The 21,463-nt window shown below is 74.0% G+C and carries 13 protein-coding genes; 10 read left to right on the forward strand and 3 right to left on the reverse strand.

What is annotated here, in order from left to right:
- Positions 1-33: 33 nt before the first annotated feature.
- Positions 34-2,481, reverse strand: a complete 2,448-nt coding sequence (locus tag ACFYZB_RS31655) for a SpoIIE family protein phosphatase (RefSeq protein ID WP_388764503.1) — start codon at positions 2,479-2,481, stop codon at positions 34-36.
- A gap of 205 nt (positions 2,482-2,686) precedes the next feature.
- Between ACFYZB_RS31655 and lanKC the strand changes: the two genes are divergently transcribed.
- From lanKC to ACFYZB_RS31675, 4 genes are all read left to right on the forward strand, one after another.
- Positions 2,687-5,305, forward strand: coding sequence for a class III lanthionine synthetase LanKC (gene lanKC, locus ACFYZB_RS31660; protein WP_388764389.1), 2,619 nt, complete (start codon positions 2,687-2,689; stop codon positions 5,303-5,305).
- 36 nt (positions 5,306-5,341) lie between these two features.
- On the forward strand, positions 5,342-5,455 hold the full coding sequence (locus ACFYZB_RS31665) for a SapB/AmfS family lanthipeptide (RefSeq protein WP_228623786.1): 114 nt from the start codon (positions 5,342-5,344) through the stop codon (positions 5,453-5,455).
- A gap of 523 nt (positions 5,456-5,978) precedes the next feature.
- Positions 5,979-7,862: an ABC transporter ATP-binding protein gene (locus ACFYZB_RS31670; protein WP_388764392.1), complete on the forward strand. Its 1,884-nt coding sequence runs from the start codon at positions 5,979-5,981 to the stop codon at positions 7,860-7,862.
- An 83-nt stretch (positions 7,863-7,945) separates the two neighbouring features.
- Positions 7,946-9,718 (forward strand): ATP-binding cassette domain-containing protein, encoded by a 1,773-nt coding sequence (locus ACFYZB_RS31675; protein WP_388764505.1) that lies wholly within the window; start codon positions 7,946-7,948, stop codon positions 9,716-9,718.
- Here ACFYZB_RS31675 and ACFYZB_RS31680 read toward each other — a convergent pair.
- A complete protein-coding gene (locus tag ACFYZB_RS31680) occupies positions 9,648-10,256 on the reverse strand; it encodes a LuxR C-terminal-related transcriptional regulator (RefSeq protein WP_388764393.1) in 609 nt (202 codons plus the stop codon). The genes ACFYZB_RS31675 and ACFYZB_RS31680 overlap by 71 nt on opposite strands.
- Positions 10,257-10,577: 321 nt before the next feature.
- Between ACFYZB_RS31680 and ACFYZB_RS31685 the strand changes: the two genes are divergently transcribed.
- On the forward strand, positions 10,578-12,722 hold the full coding sequence (locus tag ACFYZB_RS31685; RefSeq protein ID WP_388764507.1) for a SpoIIE family protein phosphatase: 2,145 nt from the start codon (positions 10,578-10,580) through the stop codon (positions 12,720-12,722).
- 104 nt (positions 12,723-12,826) lie between these two features.
- On the opposite strand, the gene ACFYZB_RS31690 is transcribed toward ACFYZB_RS31685, so the two are convergent.
- On the reverse strand, positions 12,827-14,206 hold the full coding sequence (locus ACFYZB_RS31690) for a S1 family peptidase (protein ID WP_388764509.1): 1,380 nt from the start codon (positions 14,204-14,206) through the stop codon (positions 12,827-12,829).
- A gap of 199 nt (positions 14,207-14,405) precedes the next feature.
- Here ACFYZB_RS31690 and ACFYZB_RS31695 point away from each other — a divergent pair, with 199 nt between their 5' ends.
- The 5 genes from ACFYZB_RS31695 (at position 14,406) to ACFYZB_RS31715 (ending at position 21,448) form a co-directional block, all read left to right on the forward strand.
- The gene (locus tag ACFYZB_RS31695; protein WP_388764395.1) at positions 14,406-14,819 is read left to right on the forward strand and encodes a PaaI family thioesterase; all 414 of its coding nucleotides are present in this window, start codon (positions 14,406-14,408) and stop codon (positions 14,817-14,819) included.
- A 455-nt stretch (positions 14,820-15,274) separates the two neighbouring features.
- Positions 15,275-15,490, forward strand: a complete 216-nt coding sequence (locus tag ACFYZB_RS31700) for a type A2 lantipeptide (protein ID WP_351211822.1) — start codon at positions 15,275-15,277, stop codon at positions 15,488-15,490.
- Between the two features lie 102 nt (positions 15,491-15,592).
- Positions 15,593-16,399 (forward strand): HlyD family efflux transporter periplasmic adaptor subunit, encoded by an 807-nt coding sequence (locus tag ACFYZB_RS31705; protein WP_388764397.1) that lies wholly within the window; start codon positions 15,593-15,595, stop codon positions 16,397-16,399.
- Between the two features lie 2 nt (positions 16,400-16,401).
- Complete coding sequence (locus ACFYZB_RS31710; protein WP_388764511.1) at positions 16,402-18,630, forward strand: NHLP family bacteriocin export ABC transporter peptidase/permease/ATPase subunit; 2,229 nt, start codon at positions 16,402-16,404, stop codon at positions 18,628-18,630.
- A 1-nt stretch (position 18,631) separates the two neighbouring features.
- On the forward strand, positions 18,632-21,448 hold the full coding sequence (locus ACFYZB_RS31715; RefSeq protein ID WP_351211828.1) for an NHLP bacteriocin export ABC transporter permease/ATPase subunit: 2,817 nt from the start codon (positions 18,632-18,634) through the stop codon (positions 21,446-21,448).
- Positions 21,449-21,463: the final 15 nt, after the last annotated feature.

The raw sequence follows: 21,463 nt of genomic DNA on the forward strand, positions 1-21,463 counted from the left end.
GTCAGCAGCCACAGGTGGGGGCGGTCGTGGTGGTCAGTGGAGAGGTACGAGGTCCGCCCATACCTGTTTGCCGCCGCTGACCGGGACCGTCCCCCAGGCCGCCGACACCGCTTCCACGAGCAGGATGCCCCGGCCGCCGGTGGCCTCCCAGCCGAGGCTGGTGGGCTTGACGGGGCTGCGCGGGGAGGAGTCGGCGACGGCGAGGCGGAGGCGGTGGTTGACCAGGGAGAGGTCGAGGCGGACCTGGCCGTCGGTGTGCACCAGGGCGTTGGTGACGAGTTCGGAGACCACCAGCAGGGCCGCGTCCAGGGTGTCCTGCGAGACACCCCAGACGCGCAGCGTACGCCGGGTGAAGCGGCGGGCGTGCCGCACCGCCTCCGGCACCCGCCACACCGTCCAGCTCTCCCGCAGCGGACGGACGGCCATCCCGTCGTAGCGCATCAGCAGCAGGGCGACGTCGTCGCCGCGGTGGGCGCCGGTGAGGAGCACGTCGGCGACCAGCCCGAGGTGTTCGGGGTCGGCGGCGGCCAGTTGGGCGGCGAGCCGGTCCATGCCGACGTCGATGTCGGCGCCCGGCGACTCCACCAGTCCGTCGGTGGTCAGCGCGATCACCGTGCCGGGCAGCAGCCGCAGCGGGGTCATCGGGAACTCGGCCTGGGAGAGGACGCCGAGCGGTGGGCCGCCCTCCGCCCGCAGGATCTCGGCGGTGCCGTCCGGGTGGCGCAGCACGGGCTGGAGATGGCCGGCCCGCACGCACCACGCGGTGCCCTCCTCCATGTCGACGTCGACGTAGGCGCAGGTGGCGAAGAGGTCGGTCTCCATGTCCAGGAGGAGCCGGTTGGCGTGGGCGACGACCACGTCCGGCGCGTGGCCCTCGGCGGCGTAGGCGCGCAGTGCCGTGCGCATCTGGCCCATCAGCGTCGCGGCGCCCGCGTTGTGGCCCTGGACGTCACCGATGACGAGGGCCACATGGTGGTCGGCGAGCGGGATCACGTCGTACCAGTCGCCGCCGACCTCCAGTCCGGCGGTGGTGGGCAGGTACCGGGCGACGGCGACCGCGCCGGGCAGCCTGGGCAGCCGGCGCGGCAGCAGGGTGCGCTGGAGCATGCCGACGAGTTCGTGCTCGGCGTCGAAGGCGTGGGCGCGCAGCAGGGCCTGGCCGGCGAGGCCCGCGCAGGCGGTGAGCAGGGCCCGTTCGTCGGGGCTGAAGTGGTGCGGTCGGTCCCAGCCGATCAGGCAGGCCCCGGCCATGCGACCGCCGGCGGGCAGCGGCAGCACCGCGAGGCCCCCGGGCCCGACCTCGGCGAGGGCGGGCTCCAGCGGGCTCCCTGCGGGCCAGATGCGGGAGCGGCCCTCGCGCAGCGCGACGGCCAGGGTCGGCATCGCGCGCACCGGCGCGTCGGGCCACTCGGTGCGCCATTCGGTGCGCCACACCTCGGGCCAGGCCTCGGGTTCGGGCGGGTCGAGGACGGTGACGACGAGCCGGTCGTTCTCCAGTTCGGCGAGCGCGAGCCGGTCGGCCTGCAGCGGCCCGCGCAGCGCGGCGACGACGGCCTTGCCGACGTCCTTGACGGTGGTGGCGGTGGCGAGGGCGGCGGCCAGGCGCTGCACCCGGGCCACGTCGGTGACGTCGGAGCGCAGGGTGGAGGCGTCGGCGACGGTGCCGACGAGCCGGGCGGAGCGGCCCTCGCCCGCGGCCAGCAGCCGGCCGCGCAGCCGCAGCCACTTGGGCGGGCCGGAGGGCTGCAGGACGCGGAACTCCAGCTCGCGGTCGCCGATGGACATGTGGTCGGCCTCGACCACGGACATCAGCGCGGGCAGGTCCTCGGGGACGGTGAGCGCCAGCAGGGTCTCCACGCGGCCGTCGAAGGCGTCCCGGGCGAGCCCGAACAACCGCAGGATCCCGTCACCGACCTCGATCCGGCCGCTGTCCATGGCGAGGCTGAAGGCGTCCGGCGGCAGCTCGCCGCCATCATCGGCGGGCGCGGCCGGGTGGGGTACGGCGATGGCGCGGGCGACCAGCTCCAGACAGGCACGGTCGTCGGCGTCGAAGCCGCCGGGGCGCTCGCTGACGGCCAGCAGACAGCCGCCGCCCGCCGCGCCCAGCGGCAGGACGGCCACGGAGAAGTCCGCGGACGGGGTGCGCCGGGCCTCGGGGCAGCCGGCGAGCTGCTCGGGACCGAGCCAGAGCGGGTGTCCGGTGCGGTGGGCGTCGGCGACCGGGGAACCGCCGGCGGCCGGATAGCCGTCGCGGAGCCCGTACACGGTGCGCGGCAGCCCCGCCGACTCGGCGAGCTGCAGCTGCGCCGGGTCGCCGCCGGGCGTGTAGACCCCGGCGAAGGCGGCCCCGGCGAACACCAGCGCCTGTTCGAGGACCCGGCGGAGCCGATCGGGCGTGGCGGGGCCCGCGGTGAGCGTGTCCAGGGCGGCTTCGGCACGCTCCGTTCTGGTCCTGCTGATCGCAGCGCCCTCGCTCCTCACCACTTCGCCATTACAGCGCGTGTGGGGCTCCCGCGCAGCCCCTGTGAAGACTTCGGTGCCCTGGCGGGCCCGTCCGCTCGAAAGCCGCCGAACACATCTTGACCCGTGAGTTCCGCACGGTGATCTCGTGACAGGCGTGACTGTCCGCGACCGTGCGACTCCTGCGAGTGTCGTCTCCGGCCGTACGACGAGGGGCGGGAGGCGCATGGACAAGCGGTACGAGGTGTACGCGCTCGCCGACGGGCACTTCTACGACACGCCCGACCGGCTGCCGGGGGCGGCCGGTGAGCCGGCGCCGCTGTTCGCGACGGCGCGTCGCACCGTCCCGGAGGGCTGGCACGCGGCGCGCTCCGGCGACTGGCTGACGCTGACCCCGGTCGGCGCGGACGGCGCGCCGCTGCCGTCGCCGGCGCAGGGCTGGAAGATCCACTCCTCGGCGACGGCGGCGAACGCGGAACGGATCGCGCGGCTCGTCTGGGACTACTGCGTGCCGCGCCGCATCCCGTTCAAGTTCGTGCCCGGCCCGCACCTGCTGCACCTGCGCAACGCCAAGTACGCGGGCCGCGACACCAGCGGCAAGTTCGTCACCGTCTATCCGGCGGACGAGGAGCAACTGCACCGGACGCTGCGGGAACTCGGCGCGCTGCTGGAGGGTTTCGAGGGACCGTACATCCTCACCGACCTGCGCTGGTACGACGGTCCGCTCTACGTCCGCTACGGCGCCTTCGCCCGCAGGTACGTCGTCGACGAGCGCGGCTCGCTGGTCCCGGCGGTGACCGACGGCACCGGCCGGCTGGTGCCGGACCGGCGGGCGCCGTCCTTCCAGGTGCCCGAGTGGGTGAGCCTGCCGGAGTTCCTGCGGCCGCACCTTCAGGCCCGCAACACCACGACGGTCGGCGACCTGCCGTACCGCATCGAGAAGGCGCTGCACTTCTCCAACGGCGGCGGGGTCTACGCCGGCACCGACACGCGGGACGGGCGCCGGGTGGTGCTGAAGGAGGCCCGGCCGCACGCCGGTCTCGCCGCCGACGGCGCGGACGCGGTGGCCAGGCTGGAGCGGGAGAAGGCGGCGCTGGAACGGGTCGCCGGCACCGGGGTCGTGCCCGAGGTACGGGACTGGTTCACGCTCGGTGAGCACCGGTTCCTGGTCATGGACCAGTTGGCGGGCCGCCCCCTCAACTCCTTCTTCGCCGAGCGGCACCCCTTGCTCACTCCCGACCCCGATCCGGCCGCGATCGCCGCGTACACCGCGTGGGCGCTGCGGATCAACGCGGCGGTGGAACGGGCGGTGGCGGCGGTGCACGCGCGCGGGCTGGTCTTCAACGACCTGCATGTCTTCAACATCATGGTCTCCGAGGACGAACAGTCGGTGTATCTCATCGACTTCGAGGCCGCCGCCCCGGCCGAGGAGAACGCCCGGCAGACCGTCGCCCATCCCGGCTTCTTCGCCCCGCCGGACCGCCGGGGCACCGATGTCGACCGCTATGCGCTGGCCTGTCTGCGGCTCGCCCTGTTCCTGCCGGTGACCACGCTGTTCGTGGTGGACCGCGGCAAGGCCGCGCATCTCGCGCAGGTGATCACCGATCAGTTCCCGGACGTGCCGCGCGCCTTCCTGGACGAGGCGGTCGCGGAGATCACCCGGGATCCGGCGGGCGGGCGGCGCACCCGGTCGGCCCCCTTGGTGGTGCCCGGCGACTGGCCCTACAGCCGGGACTCGATGGTGAAGGCGATCCTCGCCTCCGCCAGCCCGGAACGCGACGACCGGCTGTTCCCCGGTGACATCGCCCAGTTCGCGGACGGCGGCGGCCTCGGCCTCGCGCACGGCGCGGCCGGAGTGCTCTACGCGCTTCAGGCGTCCGGGGCCGGCCGGTACGACGAGGGCGAACGCTGGCTGCTGGACCACACCGCCCCGCCGCCGCCCGGCACCCCGCTCGGCCTGTACGACGGCCTCGCGGGCGTCGCCCTCGTCCTCGACCGACTCGGCCACCGGCAGCGGGCGTTGGACCTGCTGGAGGGCATCCTGCGGGAGAACTGGCGCAGCCTCGCCTCCGACCTGCACGGTGGACTCGCCGGACTCGGCCTGGTCCTCGGCCACCTGGCGGACACGACGGGCGAGCCGGCCTTGCGGCAACACGCCGCCGAGGCAGCCGACATCCTCCTGGGACGACTCGCCGAACCGGTCCCGGAGGCCCCGCGCCGGCGCGCCGGGCTGCTGCGGGGCGCGAGCGGGCCCGCGCTGTTCCTCCTCAGGCGGTACGAGGAGACCGGCGACGAGGGTTGCCTCGGCGCGGCGGGCGAGGCGCTCCGCCGCGACCTGGACTGCTGTGTGACCCAGGAGGCGGGCGGCGGCCTGGAGGTGGACGAGGGCTGGCGCACGCTGCCCTATCTGGGCGACGGCAGCGCGGGGATCGGCCTCGTCCTGGACGACTACCTGGCGCACGCGGCAGGCGTCACCGAGGAGTTCGAGCGCGCCCGGACCGGCATCCTCACCGCCGCCACCTCGCGCTTCTACGCCCAGCCCGGCCTCTTCCAGGGCCGCGCCGGAATGATCCTGCACCTCGCCCGCAGCACCGCGCCGGGCGCCGGCCGCGACCGGCTGGCGCAGCAGATCGCGGGTCTGGGCTGGTTCGCGATGGACTACCAGGGCCAACTGGCCTTCCCCGGGCACCAGATGATGCGGCTGTCCATGGACCTGGCCACCGGTACGGCGGGCTGCCTGCTCGCACTCGCCGCGGCCGGCGACCAGGCCCGCACCGCGCACCTGCCCTTCCTTCCGCCGCCACCGGCGGCCCACGCACGCGGCTCCGCACCGACGGAGCCGTGACACAACCCCGTCCCCAATCAGGGAAAGGACACCGTCATGGCACTGCTGGACCTGCAGACCCTCGAGTCCGAGGAGCACACCCACAACGGCGCGAGCACCGCGAGCCTGCTCTCCTGTGTCTCCGCGGCGAGCGTTCTGCTCTGCCTCTGACCGGGCCGGTGAGTCCACGGCTCCGGACGGCGCCCTCCCCCGCGGGAGGGGCCGTCCGGAGCCTCCGCCCGGAAGGGTGACCGGATTCCCTCCCGGCGAGGAAGAGGCCGGCCGCCCGAGATGCCGGCATCCACAACTCCGCGAGCGAACCGCCACCCGAAGCCCCGGCAACCGGCGCGGACGAGAGTCGGCCCGCGGCCCGGCAACCGGCACGGTGGGCTAGACGGCCCAAGGGCCCGGCAACCGGCACGGACGAGCCACCGTCCGAAAACCCGGCAGACGCCCTGAACCGGCTACCAACCCAACCCCGGCGGGCCGCCCGAGCCAGACACCAACCCGAACCCCCGGCAACCGCCTGAACCGGCCACCGACCCAAACCCCGGTCAGCCGCCGCGTCCATTCGCCGTCGAAGACCTGTGACCGCCGTGCGAGCGCGCCCGCCGTCGAAGGTCTCCCTCCCGCGGCGGCCGTCCGTCCGGTGCCGCCCTCCCGTTCCCGTCCGACCCGAGCGAGGCCGCAGCCGATGAACTCCCGCTCCGCCAGCGCCACTTGTGCGGCCGACCGTGCCCTGTCGCGCCGGGTGCTGCGGCAGGGCGGCGCTCGCTGTGCCGCGCTGTGCGCCGTGAGCACGACCGCCACCGCGGCGGGCCTGCTGCTGCCCGCCCTGCTCGGCCACACCCTGGACCTGCTGCTGGCCCGCGCCCCGGCCGCCCGCCCGCTCGGCTGCTGTGCCGGTGTCGTCCTGCTGCTCGCCCTGCTCGACGGCTGTGCGGGCGTGCTGACCGGCACCGCCGACGCACACGCCACCGCGGGCTTGCGCCGGCAGCTCACCGGGCACGTCCTGGCGCTCGGCCCGCGCGCGACGACCCGGTTCGGCGCCGGTGACCTGGTGGCACGGCTGGTCGGCAACGCCGCGCAGGCCGGAACCGCGCCGGGTGCGCTGGCCGCGCTGCTCGCCGCGCTCGCCGGGCCCGTCGGAGGCGTGGTGGCACTGGGCCTCATCGACCCGTGGCTGGCCGTCGTGTTCCTCACCGGGGCACCGGTCCTGGCCCTGCTGCTGCGCACCTTCGCCCGGGACACCTCGGCGTGCGTGGCCGACTACCAGCGGGTGCAGGGCCGGATCGCCGACTCGCTCGCGGAGGCGGTCGGCGGTTTCCGTACGATCCGGGCCGCGGGCGCCGAGGAGCGCGAGACGGCCCGGATCCTGGCACCCCTGCCCGAACTGTCCCGTGCCGGACACCGCATGTGGCGGGTACAGGGGCGGGCCGCCGCGCAGGCGGTCACCGTGGCACCGCTGCTGAACCTGGGCGTGCTGGCGGTGGCCGGGCTGCTGCTGGCCCGGCACCGCCTGTCGGTGGGCGAGCTGCTGGCCGCCTCCCGGTACGCGGTGCTCGCCACGGGCGTCGGCGCGCTGGTCGGCCAGCTGGCCGCGCTCGCACGGGCCCGCGCGGCGAGGGGCCGGCTCGCCGAGGTGTGCGCCGAACCCGCGCCCGGTCACGGCAGCCGCCGCCTGCCGCCGGGCAACGGGCGGCTGGAGCTGCGGGCGGTGACCGCACGCCGGGGCGGACGAACCGTCCTGGACGGCGTCGACCTGACCGTCCCGGGCGGCACCACCCTGGCGGTCGTCGGCCGCTCCGGCGTCGGCAAGTCCCTGCTCGCCGAGGTGGCGGGCCGGCTCACCGACCCCGACGCGGGCGAGGTCCTCCTCGACGGCGTCCCGCTGCCCGACCTCGCCCGCGGCGAGCTGCGCCGCGCCGTCGCCTACGCCTTCGAACGCCCCGCCCTGCTGGGCACGACCGTCGAGGACACGATCGCCTTCGGGTCCACGGCCGCCACCCCGGCCGCCGTGCGCTCCGCCGCCCTCCGCGCCCGCGCCGACGACTTCGTACGGCGCCTCCCCGACGGCTACGCCACCCGCATCGCCGACGCGCCCCGCTCGGGCGGCGAGTCACAACGCCTCGGCCTCGCCCGTGCCTTCGCCCACGGCGGCCGGCTGCTCATCCTCGACGACGCCCTGTCCAGCCTCGACACGGTCACCGAACACCGGATCACCCAGACCCTGCTGGCCCCCGACCCGGACCGCACCCGCCTGCTGATCGCCCACCGCGCGTCGACGGCGGCCCGCGCCGACCGGGTCGCCTGGCTGGACGGCGGCCGGATCAGGGCCGTCGGGACGCACCGGGAGCTGTGGCAGGAGCCGGGGTACCGGGCGGTGTTCGGAGACGGCGAGGAGACGGTTGGCGTACGGCGTGGCCGCCCCGTGCCGGACGGCGACCGGGACGGCGGTTCGGGCCGACGGCCGTCCGCGGCGCGGCGCGACCCCACCGGACGGCCGCCCTCGCGGGGGCCCGAACCGACGGACGTACCCGGTGAGGAGCACCCCAGCCCGGACGGGAGCGGGAGTTGACGGGCAGGGAAGGCCGGGAACGCACGTCCGGGGCGGCGGACGGACACGGGGCGCAGGGACCGGCCCGCGGGCACCCTGCCGGGCTGCGCAGCCGGGCGCGCCGGTTCCTGCGTGCGCGGTGGCGGGTCCTGCTCCGGCTCGGACTGTGGTCGGTACTGGAGGCGGGACAGACCTTCCTCGTCGGATACGCCCTCGCACGGGCCCTGGACGCCGGGTTCCTGGCCGGGAACGCGCGGGCCGGCCTGCTGTGGCTGGGGGCCGCGGGGCTCGCGGTGTGTGCCGGGGCGTACGGGACCGGGCGGGTGTACGGCGTGGTCGCGGCGCTGGTCGAGCCGGCTCGGGACCGTCTGGTCACGGCGGTGGTCGCGCGCGGGGTGCGGGAGGCGGACCCGGGTGCGCTGTCCGGGCTCACCCAGCAGGTGGAGATCGCCCGGGACACGCTCGCCGGGGTCGTGATGGTGTCGCGTTCGTTCCTGTTCACCGCCGCCGGCGCGCTGATCGGCCTGTTCTCCCTGGCCCCGCTGCTGCTGACGGTCGTCCTGCCCCCGCTGCTCGCCGGGGTGGCCCTGTTCGCCGCGACGCTCGGCCCGCTGGCCCGCCGTCAGGAGGCGTTCCTCGACGCGGACGAGGCGCTGGCACAGGCGCTGGGCGCAGCCTGCTCGGGGCTGCGGGACATCACGGCGGCCGGCGCCGAGGAGTGCCTCGCCGGCGCCGTCGGCGAGCGCACCACAGCGGAACTGCGGGCCGCCCGCGCCCTGGCCCACTGGAGCGTCGCCCGCGTGGCCGCGCTTGTGGCGGGCGGCGAACTCCCCGCGGTACTGCTGCTGCTCACGGCCCCCTGGCTGCTCGACCACGGCGTGACCCCGGGCGCCCTGGTGGGCGCGCTCGCCTATGTCACCCAGTCCCTGCTCCCGGCCCTGAACAACCTGGTCCACGGCCTCGGAACCAGCGGCTCCCGGCTGACAGTGGTGCTTCGCCGGCTCATGGTCCAACGCCTCGAGGGGCGCGGGGCCGTAACCAGCGGCTCCGCCGTGGGGCGCGACCAGCCGCAGCGGACCCGTACCCGCCCAGCCACCGCGCTCCCCCCTCCACCGGACGCCACCGGCACCGCTCTGTCCCTGAGCTCCCTCACCTTCGCCTACGGCCCCGCCGGCGAACCCGTCCTGAACGACTTCGACCTCACTCTCCCCACCGGCGCCCACCTGGCCGTCGTAGGCCCCAGCGGCACCGGCAAGTCGACGCTCACCGCACTGATCGCCGGTCAGCTGACCCCGCAGCACGGCACCCTCCGCGTGCACGGGGCAACCGTCCTCGTCCCGCAGGAGGCCTACGTCCACACCGGCACCCTGGCCGAGAACCTGGCCCTGCACCGCCCCGGCCCGGTTCCCGATCCCGAACTCCTCGCAGCGGCCGACGCGGTCGGCCTGACCCCCCTGCTGACCAGGCTGGGCGGCCCCCACGCCCCCGTCGAACCGGGGGAGCTCTCCGCGGGCGAGCGACAGCTCATCGCCCTGGCCCGCGCCCATCTCTCGCCGGCCCCGCTGGCCCTGCTGGACGAGGCGACCTGCCATCTCGACCCGGAGGCGGAGGCGCGCGCCGAGCGGGCCTTCGCGGCCCGCCCGGGCGGCACGCTGATCGTCGTCGCCCACCGGATCAGCTCCGCCCGCCGCGCCGGCCTGATCCTCGTCATGGACGGCGCGCGCACCGCCTGCGGCACCCACGACGAGCTGTTGCGCACCTCGCCCCTCTACCGGGACCTGGCCGGTCACTGGGCCATGCCGCCCCTCACACCCACCCCTCCCCGCGTGATATGCGAATCGCGTCGATCCGGTTCCGCGCCCCCGTCTTGCGGGTGATCGACGCCATGTAGTTGCGGACCGTGCCGTGGGACAGATGCAGGCTGCCGGCGATCTCCGCGATGGACGCGCCTCCGGCCGCCAGGGACAGCACGCTCAGTTCGCGTCTGGTCAGCGGCATCTGGGCGGCCTTGAGGAAACCGAAGCCCAGCGAGTCATCGACGAAACGTTCCCTCGCGGCGACCGACCGGATGGCGCGCACCAGCCGGTCCGGTGAGCCCGCCTTGTCCACGAAGCCGAGCGCGCCCGCCTCGGCGGCCCGCTTCAGCAGGCCCGGCCGGTTCGCCTGGGCCAGCACCACGAGCGCCGGCGGCCTGCCGCCGGCGCGGGGCGGGCACAGCTCGCCGAGCGGCGGCACCCCATGGCCGTCGGCACAGTCGAGGTCCGCCGCGCACACGTCCGGGCCTAAGGACCGCACCCGCGCGACGGCACCCCGCCATGGCGTGTCGTCCACGTCCAGACCGGGTTCCCGCCGCAGCCATTCGGCCAGGACCGATCGCACCAGACACGCGTCCTGCACCAGAAGCACCCGGATCACTGCCCCGCCCCCTCGGATGGTCGTCGTACGCCCGTTCTTCCGTTCCTCGTCGCCGCCCCTGGTCCGGGCACGACACGCGCGTGCCCATTCTTGGGCGCCGGTACCGTTCGCGGGCGCGGAGATCTGGCCATCAGGGTGCGCGGGGGCGCACGCGAGGCCGCCCGTACGCCGCCCGCGCTTCCGCTGTCCGGGCATGGGCGCGGCGGGAAGGGGTATCCGGGGGCGACTCCGCACGGGGGGACCCGGCCCGCGGCCGGGGTGCGCGGCGCGCGCCCGCGAGGGAATCTTGTGCCCAGATGCGCGACGAGGCCGTACGAGGAGGTGGTCGGCGTGTCCGACGCGCCGGGACCGGCACCGGCGGCCGACGGTGCGCCGGCCGCCCATCCGCTGCTGTCCCTCGCGCTGGTCTCGATGATGCAGGAGGTGCACGCGCACTCCGGCGCCGTCTACCTGCTCAGGCCCGACGAGCCGGTCCTGGAGATGGCGGTGCACGCGGGCATGCCCCGGGCGTTCGCCGCGCCGTGGGAGCGGGTCGGGCTGTCCGCGCCGCTCCCCGTCGCCGACGCGGTGCGCGAGCGGCGGCTGGTGTGGGTGGGCGGCGAGGAGCAGATGGCCCGCTGCTATCCGCGCATCGCGGTGGTGCTCCCGTACCCGTTCGCGCTGGCCGCGCTGCCGGTGGCGACCGAGCGGAAGGTGTCCGGCGCGGTGTTCGTGACCTGGCCCGGGGCGCATCCGCCGGAGCTGTCCGACTGGGAGCGGGACCGTCTGTGGGCGGCCTGCGATCGGCTGGCGCTGCGGCTGGAGCGGGCCGCGCGGGAGGACCGGCCGCTCGGCCACGAGACCGATGTGCTGGCGGAGCCGGTGTCGGCCGTGGCGGACACGCTGGGCTCGGTGGAGGCGACGCGGATGGTGTCGCGCCTGCCGTACGGGCTGGTGTCGCTGGATCTGCACGGCCGGATCGGGTTCGTCAACACGGCCGCCGCCGAACTGCTCGGCAGACCGGCCGGGGAGCTGCTGGGCATGCCGCTGTGGGCGTCGGTGCCCTGGCTGAACGACCCGATGTACGAGGACCGTTACCGCGGGGCGCTGCTCAGCCAGCAGGCGATGTCCTTCGTGGCGCTGCGCCCGCCGGGCGAGTGGCTGTCGTTCCGGATGTATCCGAGCACGACCGGGCTGAGCGTGCGGATCAGCCGGGCCAGGGCGGTGGCGGAGATGGCGCGCGAGCCGGCGCGGGAGGACGCGCCCCCGCCCCGGCTGGTGACGATCTCCCAGGTGCTGAGCCTCGCGGGCGCGCTGACCGAGGCCGTCGGGGTGCAGGACGTGGTGCAGCTGGTCTGGGACGAGGTGGCGCCGGCGGTCGGCAGCCAGGCGCTCGTGATCCTCGGTTCACAGGGCGGGCGCCTGCACGTGCTGGGACATCGCGGCTACCCCGACCCGCACACCGTGGAGCGGTTCGACGGGCTGCCGCTGACCGAGCGGACCCCCGGCACTCAGGTGCTCGCCGGCGGGGTACCCGCGTTCTTCGACTCCCGGGAGGAGCTGGAGCGGCTGTACCCGGGCCGGCCGGAGACCGCGGACGGATTCGCGGCGTGGGCCTGGCTGCCGCTGATCGCGTCCGGGCGGCCGGTGGGCACGTGTGTGCTGGCCTACGCCGAGCCGCACGTCTTCCCGGCCGACGAGCGGGCCGTACTGACGTCCCTGGGCGGCCTGATCGCGCAGGCGCTGGAGCGGGCCCGGCTCTACGACGCCAAGCACCGGCTCGCGCACGGGCTGCAGCAGGCCCTGCTGCCGCACTCGCTGGCTCCGCCGCCCGGCATCGAGGCGGCCGCCCGCTATCTGCCGGCCACCCATGGCATGGACATCGGCGGCGACTTCTACGACCTGGTGCCGACGCTGCCGCTCACGGCCGCGGTGATCGGCGACGTCCAGGGGCACAATGTGACCGCGGCGGGCCTGATGGGGCAGATCCGCACCGGGGTGCGGGCGTACACCACGGTCGGGCAGGCGCCGCACGAGGTCATGAGCAGCACCAACCGGCTGCTGATCGACCTCGGCACCGAGCTGTTCGCCAGCTGTCTGTATCTGCGGCTCGACCCGGCGCGCGGGCAGGCCGTCATGGCGCGGGCGGGGCATCCGCCGCCGCTGCTGAGACGGCCGGACGGACAGGTACGGGTGCTGGACCTGGCCGGTGGCCCGCTGCTCGGGATCGCGCCGGACGCGGTGTATCCGACGACGGAGGTGCCCCTCGCCCCCGGCTCGGTGCTCGTCCTGTACACCGACGGTCTGGTGGAAACGCCCGGTACCGACATCGAGGACGCGCTGGTCGACCTCGGCGCGCTGCTGTGCGAGGCCGGTGGCCAGCCCCTGGAGGGGCTCGCGGACGAGGTGATCCGGCACAGCGCGGCGGCCACTGGGCGGGTGGACGACGTGGCGGTACTGCTGCTGCGGGCGTGCGACGTCCCCTGACCGGATGCCACGGGCCGGCCCTCCCGCCGGAGGGCCGGCCCGTTCCCCGCCGACCGGAACCGCGGGTGAGGCCGGGGGGAGATGGAGGTGGGACAGCGGAGCGGTCAGCGCGTGCTGGTCAGGGACGAGCCGTCGTTCGCCGATCCGGCACCCGACTGGTCGCTCCCGCTGCCGGACTGGTCACTCGCCGAGGCCGACGGGTCGGCCGAGCCGCCGATCTGGTCGCCGCCCGCGCCGGACTGGTCGCCCGCCGAGGCCGAGGGGTCGGCGGCACCGGACTGGTCGCCCGCCGAGGCCGACGGGGCGGCGGAACCCGACTGGTCGCCCGCGCCGTTGCCCGCGTTGCCGCCGTTGCCGAGGGTCGCGCCGGTGGCCTGCAGGGCGGCGGTGACCGGCTGGAAGAAGGTCTCGCCGCCGTTGGTGCAGTCGCCGCTGCCGCCCGAGGTGAGGCCGACGGCGCTGCCGTCCTGGGTGAACAGGGAGCCGCCGCTGTCGCCGGCCTCGGCGCAGACGTTGGTCTGGATGAGGCCGTTGACGGTGTCGGTGCCGCCGGGGACGGTCTCGCTCGCGAAGTTCACGGTGGCGTCCAGGCCGGTGACCTGGCCGTTGTGCAGGCCGGTGGTGGAGCCCATGCGGAACACGGTCTCGCCGACGGTGGCATCGGCGGCCTGGGTGATCTGCACGGTCTGGCCGTTGCCGGCGTTGACCGTGCTGGACGTCTGCGTGGTCTTGTCGTTGTACTTGACAAGCGAGAAGTCGTTGCCGGGGAACTTGGCCTGGTCCACGGTCGCGATGGGCTGGCCGTTCTGGGAGTCGGACCAGTCCTTGGCCGCGACCCCGCAGTGACCGGCCGTCAGGAAGGCGGGGCTGCCGTCGGAGGCGGTGACGTTGAAGCCGAGGGAGCAGCGCACGCCGCCCTGCTGGGTCTGGGCGAAGATGGCGTCGCCGCCCGCGACGAAGGTCTTGAAGCTGCCGGCGGACTTCTTCAGCGTCGCCATGCCGGAGCCGAGGCTCTGCACGGTCGACTGCAGTCTGTTCCACTTGGCGCCGGTGACGGTGGAGTCGGCGGTGACGAGGACCTTGTCGGTACGCGGGTCCACGGCCCAGGAGGTGCCGGGGATCGTCGCCTTGGCCTTGAGCGTGCCGGCGGCGGCCTTGAGGTCGCTGGTGCTGTTCTTCACCTGGCGGACGACCGCGCCCGCCTTCTTCGCCTGCTGGATCACGTTGTTGTCGCCGCTGACCACGTTGACGACGAGTTGCTGCTTGCCGCTGTCGAAGTACGACCCGGCGAAGGCGCCGCCGAGGGCCTTCTGGAGCTGGGCGGCGAGGTTCGAGGCCTGGGTGGCCTTCAGCGTCTTCGCGGTGCCGGTGGTGCCCGAGGCCTGGTCCTTGTCCTGGGACGCGTTGGCGTTGGGCAGCAGCAGGGCCGCCGCTCCGAGCGCCGCGACACCGCCCACCGCTATCGCGGCCTTGCGCTTGGGCATTCGCTTGTGACTCAAACTTCTCGACCTCCTGGGTACGGGGGTCTGCCGCTTGCGGGCAGTTCGTATCGGGGCGCCTGGATGGCCGTACGTACGCACCGGCCGTGCGGTGTGTTCAATTCCGTTTCCCAACGGCCGTGCCGGGCGGGCGAATCGGCCACGCACCGCGTGTCGGTGCGGGCGGCCGGGAACAATCCCCCATATGACGATGACCCCCGCCGAAGCCGACAAGATCCTCTCCGCCAACTTCGCCCCCTGGGTGCTCGATCTCGGGCTGACCGTCGAGGCGGTCGGCGAGGGCCTGGCCGTGCTGCGACTGCCCTGGTCCGAGCGGCTGGCCCGGGAGGGCGGGGGCCTGTCGGGGCAGGCGCTGATGGCCGCCGCCGACACGGCGACGGTGCTCGCGGTGTGCGCCGCACGGGGCGGCTTCGTGCCGATGACGACGGTTCAGCAGTCGACGTCGTTCCAGCGGGCGGTGACCGGTTCGGATGTCCGGATCGAAGCGGTCCTGACGAAGCTGGGCCGCCGGATGGCGTTCGCGGACATCACCCTGAGCGAGGCGGATTCGGGGGCGCTCGCGGCCCGGGCGAGCACGGTCTACGCGATTCTGGGCTGACACGGTCCGCTACCGATCAGTAACTGTCCGTTCCGGGCGCGACGCGGAATCCCTGCTTCAGGGAATCTACACATTGAATACTCAACGAAGTCACCGCCGACCGGGGATCTGCACATCCGCGCGCCCCCCGGCACTCCTTTGGCGAGGAGTGCCGGATTCGCCGCCCGGCCGACAAGGGGCCGGACGCGCCGATGCCGTGTCGCATGTGAAGGAGTCGCCGACATGGCGTGCACACGCCTGCACGGATGAACCCTTTCGCGCGTCAAGTTCCCAGGTGAGAGCCCTGGTTGATTGGAAGCGCGCCCCGCCTGCGTGCTTTGATCCATCGCACCGCGGGGGTCGCGGCGGGCTCCCGGAGACGGGGGCCCGGCGCCCGCGGTCGCGGCCGTCCGTCTGTCCCCAGAAGGGGGCCGCTCCCCCTTTGTGAAATATCCATTAGGAAGGGAAGTTCCACCATGAACTCCACCCCCCAGGTTGAGACCGTCGAGATCTCGGACGCCGAGCTGGACAACGTCTCCGGCGGCCTGTCCGTGAACACCCTGAACACCGTCACCGGCGCCGTGAACGGCGTTGCCCCGGTCTCCGGCGCGGTGAGCACGGCCGTCGGCACGGTCGAGGGTGTCACCGGCCTGAACGTGCAGCCGGTCACCGACCTGGTCGCCGGTCTCTGATCGCACCTCGTTGCATCGGAAAGTCCCGGAGTCGTCCCTCGGCTCCGGGGCTCTCGGATGCCCTGAAACACCCGCGTCTCTCCCACAGGTGAGGGAAGTCCCGTGCAGTTCCGCCAACAGGCCCTCGCCAAGCTCCAGTCGCCCGAAGAGCTGGACCTTCCGGTGCGGCTGGCCCGTCCCCAGGGCTGGCTCGCCCTGGGCGTCACCGTCGTCGTCATGGCGGCGGCCGCCGTCTGGGCGGTGACCGGCTCGGTCACCTCCACGGTGAGCGCACAGGCCATCCTCACGCACGGGCAGGGCAGTTATCTGCTGCAGAGCCCGGTGTCCGGCCAGGTCACGGCCGTCCTCGCCCAGCAGGGGGAGCGGCTGCCCGCGAACGCGCCGGTCCTCAAGGTGCGTACGGCACAGGGCGACTCGGTGGTGCGCACCGTCGCCGCGGGCCGGGTCACCACGCTCGCCGCCACCATCGGGCAGATCATCCAGACCGGCACCGATGTCGCCGCCGTGGAGAAGGTCGCCCACGCCTCCGATCCGTTGTACGCGACCGTGTACGTGCCCGCCGAGAACGCCGCCGCCATCCCGGCGCACGCCTCCGTGGACCTCACCGTCTCCTCGGTGCCGACCCAGACCTACGGCGTGCTGCGCGGCCATGTGAAGTCGGTGGACCGCACCGCGCAGTCCGCCCAGTCGATCGCCGCGTTCCTCGGCGACAGCCAGCTCGGGCAGCAGTTCACCGGCAAGGGCCGCCCGGTGGCCGTGCTGGTCGCGCTCGACACGTCGACGGCCACCAAGAGCGGTTACCGCTGGTCCACCAGCGACGGGCCGCCGTTCCGGCTCGACTCCATGACGCTCGCCTCCGGCTCGATCAGGCTGGCCGACCAGCACCCCGTGGATTGGCTGCTCCCGTGACCGTGTCGACCGAAGACCCCCGGGCCACCCGCGGCCGCAGACGCGCCGCCCCGGCCAAGCGGCCGGTCCCCAAGCCCCGCGGCGGCACCGTCCGTACGCCCACCGTGCTCCAGATGGAGGCCGTCGAGTGCGGCGCCGCCTCCCTCGCCATGGTCCTCGGCCACTACGGCCGGCACGTCCCGCTGGAGGAGCTGCGCATCGCGTGCGGCGTCTCCCGCGACGGCTCGCGCGCCTCCAACCTGCTGAAGGCGGCCCGCAGTTACGGCCTGACGGCCAAGGGCATGCAGATGGACCTGGCCGCCCTCTCCGAGGTACAGGCACCGGCCATCCTGTTCTGGGAGTTCAACCACTACGTCGTCTACGACGGCATGGGCCGCCGCTTCGGCCGGCGCGGGGTCTACATCAACGACCCCGCCAAGGGCCGCCGTTTCGTGCCCATGGAGGAGTTCGACGGCAGCTTCACCGGCGTGGTGCTGGTGATGGAGCCGGGCGAAGGCTTCACCAAGGGCGGCCGCAAGCCGGGCGTGCTGGGCGCGATGCCGGCCCGGCTGCGCGGCACCGCGGGGACCCTGCCCGCCGCCGTCCTGGCCAGCCTGCTGCTGGTCGCGGTCGGCGCCGCCGTGCCCGCGCTCAGCCGCACCTACATCGACACGTTCCTCATCGGCGGCCGGACCTCCCTGCTGGGCGTGCTGTTCGCCTCGATGGGCACCTGTGTGCTGCTCACCCTGGTGCTGACCTGGCTCCAGCAGGCCAATCTGCTGCACGGCCGGATCATCTCCTCCACTCTCTCCAGCGCCCGCTTCCTGCGCCATCTGCTGCGGCTGCCGGTGACGTTCTTCGCCCAGCGCTCCCCCGCCGACCTGGTGCAGCGGCTGCAGTCCAACGACCAGGTCGCCGAGACCCTGGCCCGCGACCTGGCGGCGGCCGGCGTGGACGCGATCGTCGTCGTCCTGTACGCCGTGCTGCTCTACACCTACGACCCGCAGCTGACGTTCGTCGGCATCGGTGTGGCCCTGTTCAACGTGGTCGCCATGCGGCTGGTCGTACGGCTGCGCGCGACCCGTACGGCCAAGCTGCGCGCGGACACGGCACGGCTCACCAACACGTCGTACACCGGTCTTCAGCTGATCGAGACGATGAAGGCGACCGGCGGTGAGGACGGCTACTTCCGCAAGTGGGCCGGGCAGCACGCCACCACCCTGGAGGAGCAGCAGCGGCTCGGGGTGCCGAGCGCCTGGCTCGGGGTGGTCGCGCCGACGCTCGCCACCTTCAACAGCGCGCTGATCCTGTGGATCGGCGGCCTGCGGGCGGTCGAGGGGCACATCTCGGTGGGTCTGCTGGTCGCCTTCCAGGCGCTGGTCACCCGCTTCACCGCTCCCCTCACCCGGCTCAACGGTGTCGCGGGCCGCATCCAGGACTTCGCCGCCGACGTGGCCCGGCTGAAGGACGTGGAGAACTTCCAGGCCGACCCGCTCTACGCCCGTCCGGGCGGCGCCGACTCCACGCGCCGGCTGCACGGGCACGTCGAGCTGGAGAACGTCACCTTCGGCTACAGCCCGCTGGACAAGCCGCTGCTGAGCGGCTTCGACCTGACCGTGGGCCCGGGCCAGCAGGTGGCGCTGGTCGGCGGCTCCGGCAGCGGCAAGTCCACGGTGTCCCGGCTGATCTCGGGCCTGTACGCCCCGTGGGACGGGGTGATCCGCATCGACGGCCGGCGTCTGGAGGACATCCCGCGCGGCGCGCTCGCCGCCTCCGTCTCCTTCGTCGACCAGGACGTGTTCCTCTTCGAGGGCTCGGTCCGCGACAACGTGGCGCTGTGGGACCCGTCGATCCCGGACGAGGCCGTGGTGGAGGCGCTGAAGGACGCCGCGCTGTACGACGTGGTGATGCGCCGGCCCGGCGGCATCCACAGCGCGGTCGAGCAGGACGGCCACAACTTCTCCGGCGGCCAGCGGCAGCGCCTCGAGATCGCCCGGGCCCTGGTCCGCAGGCCGAGCATCCTCGTCCTGGACGAGGTGACCAGCGCGCTGGACGCGGAGACCGAGCTGGTCGTGATGGACAACCTGCGCCGGCGCGGCTGCGCCTGCGTGGTGATCGCGCACCGGCTGAGCACGGTCCGCGACAGCGACGAGATCGTGGTGCTCCAGCACGGCACGGTCGTGGAGCGCGGGCGGCACGAGGAACTGGTGGCGCGCGGTGGCGCGTACGCCGCGCTGGTCAGGGAGCGGTGAGATGACGACCGTCGGCGAAGGTGACCTCGTTCTGGGCGCGCTCGGGTCCCTGGGCACGCGCATCGACTGCGCCGGTTTCAACCGGCTGGACCTGGAAGGCCCGCAGGTGCTGTGGCTGGTCGCGGCCGGCGCCCTGGACCTGTTCGCGGTGGACGCGGTCCAGCAGGGCCACTGGCACCACCTGGGCCGGCTGGAGGCGGGCGCGCTGCTGCTCGGCCCGGTCGCGGGACCCCAGCACACCCTGGTGGCCCGCCCGGTCCGGGACTGCGTGGTGCACCGCATCAACCTGCGCGAGCTGTACCAGCCCGCGAACACCCAGACCTGGTCCTACGACGAGTACGGCAACCCCCAGTACGTGCCGCCCGCCACCAGCCCGCTGGAGTACGCGGTCGCGCTCGGCGTCGGCCGCGGCCTGTCCGTGCTGTTCCAGGCGCCGATGGCGGAGGAGCGGGCCGCCGCCCCCACCGACGACGACGTGTTCTGGATGCAGGTCCCCCCGGGCAGCGTCCAGTACGGCTCGCTGTACGGCGCGGAGGCCGCCGCCGACCTGCTGATGGACCCGGCGCTGTGGCAGTCGATGGTCGACCAGCAGTACCGGCTGCTGACCGCGCTGGACCGGTGGATCGAGCAGCTGGAGCGCACTCACGAGACCCGTACGGCCGCCGGCATCAAGGCCGGTGAGGCGGTGCGCGCGCAGGCCGACCAGACCCTGCTGGCGTCCATCGGCAAGCGCTCGGCCCGCCGGACGACGGCCGCCGACGCCGACGCCGGGTACGCGGCCTGCAAGCTGGTCGCCGAGGCGGCCGGGATCAGGCTCGCCGAGCCCGCGCAGAGCGGCACCGAGAGCGAACGCCTCGACCCGGTCGAACGGGTGGCGCTCGCCTCCCGGGTGCGCGCCCGGGCCGTTCGGCTGCAGGGGCGCTGGTGGCGGGAGAACGTGGGCCCGCTGGTCGGGCACCGGGCACTGTCGGGCGCGCCGGTCGCGCTGCTGTGGCGGCGCGGCGGGTACGTGGCCGTGCATCCCGGCACCGGGCGCGAGACCCCGGTCGAGAAGGCGAACGCGGAGGAGTTCGAGCCGCGCGCGGTGATGTTCTACCGGCCGCTGCCCGACAAGGCGCTGACGCCGTTCGGTCTGCTGCGGTTCAGTCTGCAGGGCACCCGCGGCGATCTGCTCGGTCTGGTGCTCGCCGGGCTGGTGACGGTGGCGATCGGCGCGCTGGTGCCGGTCGCGACCGGCAAGGTGCTCGGCGAGTACGTGCCCACGGCGCAGACGGCCCTGATCGTCCAGGTGTGTCTGGCCGTGATGGTGAGCGGTGTGGTCGCGGCGGCGTTCACCCTGCTGGAGAACCTCTCCATCCTGCGCCTGGAGGGCCGGATCGAGGCCGCGCTGCAGCCCGCCGTCTGGGACCGGCTGCTGCGGCTGCCGACCCGGTTCTTCACCCAGCGCTCCACCGGCGAACTCGCCAGCGCGGCCATGGGCATCAGCGCGATCCGCCGACTGCTGGCGGGCGTCGGGCCTGTGGTCGCGCAGTCGGTGACGGTCGGCGCGATGAACCTGGGCCTGCTGTTCTGGTACAGCCCGTCGATGGCCATGGCGGCGCTCGGCATGCTCGTGGTCATCGCGGCCGTGTTCCTGGGGCTCGGGCTGTGGCAGGTGCGCTGGCAGCGGAAGCTGACGGTGCTCGGCAACAAGCTCAACAACCAGGCCTTCCAGACCCTGCGCGGCCTGCCCAAGCTGCGGGTGGCGGCGGCCGAGAACTACGCCTACGCGGCCTGGGCCCGGGAGTTCGCGCGCAGCCGGGAGCTGCAGCAGAAGGTCGGCCGGATCAAGAACCTCACCACGGTGCTCGGCGGGATCTATCTGCCGGTGTGCACGCTGCTGATGTTCATGCTGCTGGCGGGCCCGGCGAAGGGCGCGATGTCGGCGGCGGACTTCCTCACCTTCAACACCTCGGTGACGATGGTCCTGACCTCGGTCACCCAGCTGACCGGCTCCTTCGTCTCGGCGGTGGCGGCGCTGCCGCTGTTCGAGGAGATCAAGCCGGTCTTCGAGGCGACCCCCGAGGTGCGCACGTCGAGCACCCGGCCGGGTCCGCTGTCCGGTGCGATCGAGGCCCGCCGGCTGTCCTTCCGGTACGCCGACGACGGCCCGCTCGTCCTGGACGACGTCTCCTTCGCCGTCCGGCCGGGCGAGTTCGTGGCGGTCGTCGGCCCGAGCGGCTGCGGCAAGTCCACGCTGCTACGGCTCCTCATCGGCTTCGACAAGCCGGTCTCCGGCAGTGTCCTGTACGACGGCCAGGACCTCTCGGCGCTGGACCAGTCGGCCGTGCGCCGCCAGTGCGGGGTCGTGCTGCAGCACGCGCAGCCGTTCACCGGCTCCATCCTGGACGTCATCTGCGGCACGGAGCCGTACACGCCCGAGGAGGCGATGGCGGCGGCCGAGATGGCGGGGCTCGCGGAGGACATCAAGCGGATGCCGATGGGCCTGCACACGATCGTGGGCGGCAACGGCGCGATCTCCGGCGGTCAGCGGCAGCGGCTGATGATCGCCCAGGCCCTGATCCGGCGCCCGCGCATCCTGTTCTTCGACGAGGCCACCAGCGCGCTGGACAACGACACCCAGCGCATCGTCATCGACAGCACCCGCAAGCTGAACGCCACCCGGATCGTGATCGCGCACCGGCTGTCGACGGTCCTGGACGCCGACCGGGTGATCGTGATGGAGGACGGCAAGGTCGTCCAGCAGGGCGCACCGGCGGAGCTGCTCGCCGACACCGCGGGCCGGCTGCACGAGCTGGTGCGCCGCCAGCTGACGTAGCGTCGGCGGACCGGC

This window comes from Streptomyces sp. NPDC001852, from assembly GCF_042891825.1.
GTDB lineage: Bacteria > Actinomycetota > Actinomycetes > Streptomycetales > Streptomycetaceae > Streptomyces.

Bases quoted from the DNA above. Each gene is read 5' to 3' on its own strand.
- lanKC (WP_388764389.1), top strand. From the start codon at position 2,687: ATGGACAAGCGGTACGAGGTGTACGCGCTCGCCGACGGGCACTTCTAC.
- ACFYZB_RS31695 (WP_388764395.1), top strand. From the start codon at position 14,406: ATGACGATGACCCCCGCCGAAGCCGACAAGATCCTCTCCGCCAACTTC.
- ACFYZB_RS31700 (WP_351211822.1), top strand. From the start codon at position 15,275: ATGAACTCCACCCCCCAGGTTGAGACCGTCGAGATCTCGGACGCCGAG.
- ACFYZB_RS31665 (WP_228623786.1), top strand. From the start codon at position 5,342: ATGGCACTGCTGGACCTGCAGACCCTCGAGTCCGAGGAGCACACCCAC.
- ACFYZB_RS31690 (WP_388764509.1), bottom strand. From the start codon at position 14,206: ATGCCCAAGCGCAAGGCCGCGATAGCGGTGGGCGGTGTCGCGGCGCTC.
- ACFYZB_RS31715 (WP_351211828.1), top strand. From the start codon at position 18,632: ATGACGACCGTCGGCGAAGGTGACCTCGTTCTGGGCGCGCTCGGGTCC.
- ACFYZB_RS31670 (WP_388764392.1), top strand. From the start codon at position 5,979: ATGAACTCCCGCTCCGCCAGCGCCACTTGTGCGGCCGACCGTGCCCTG.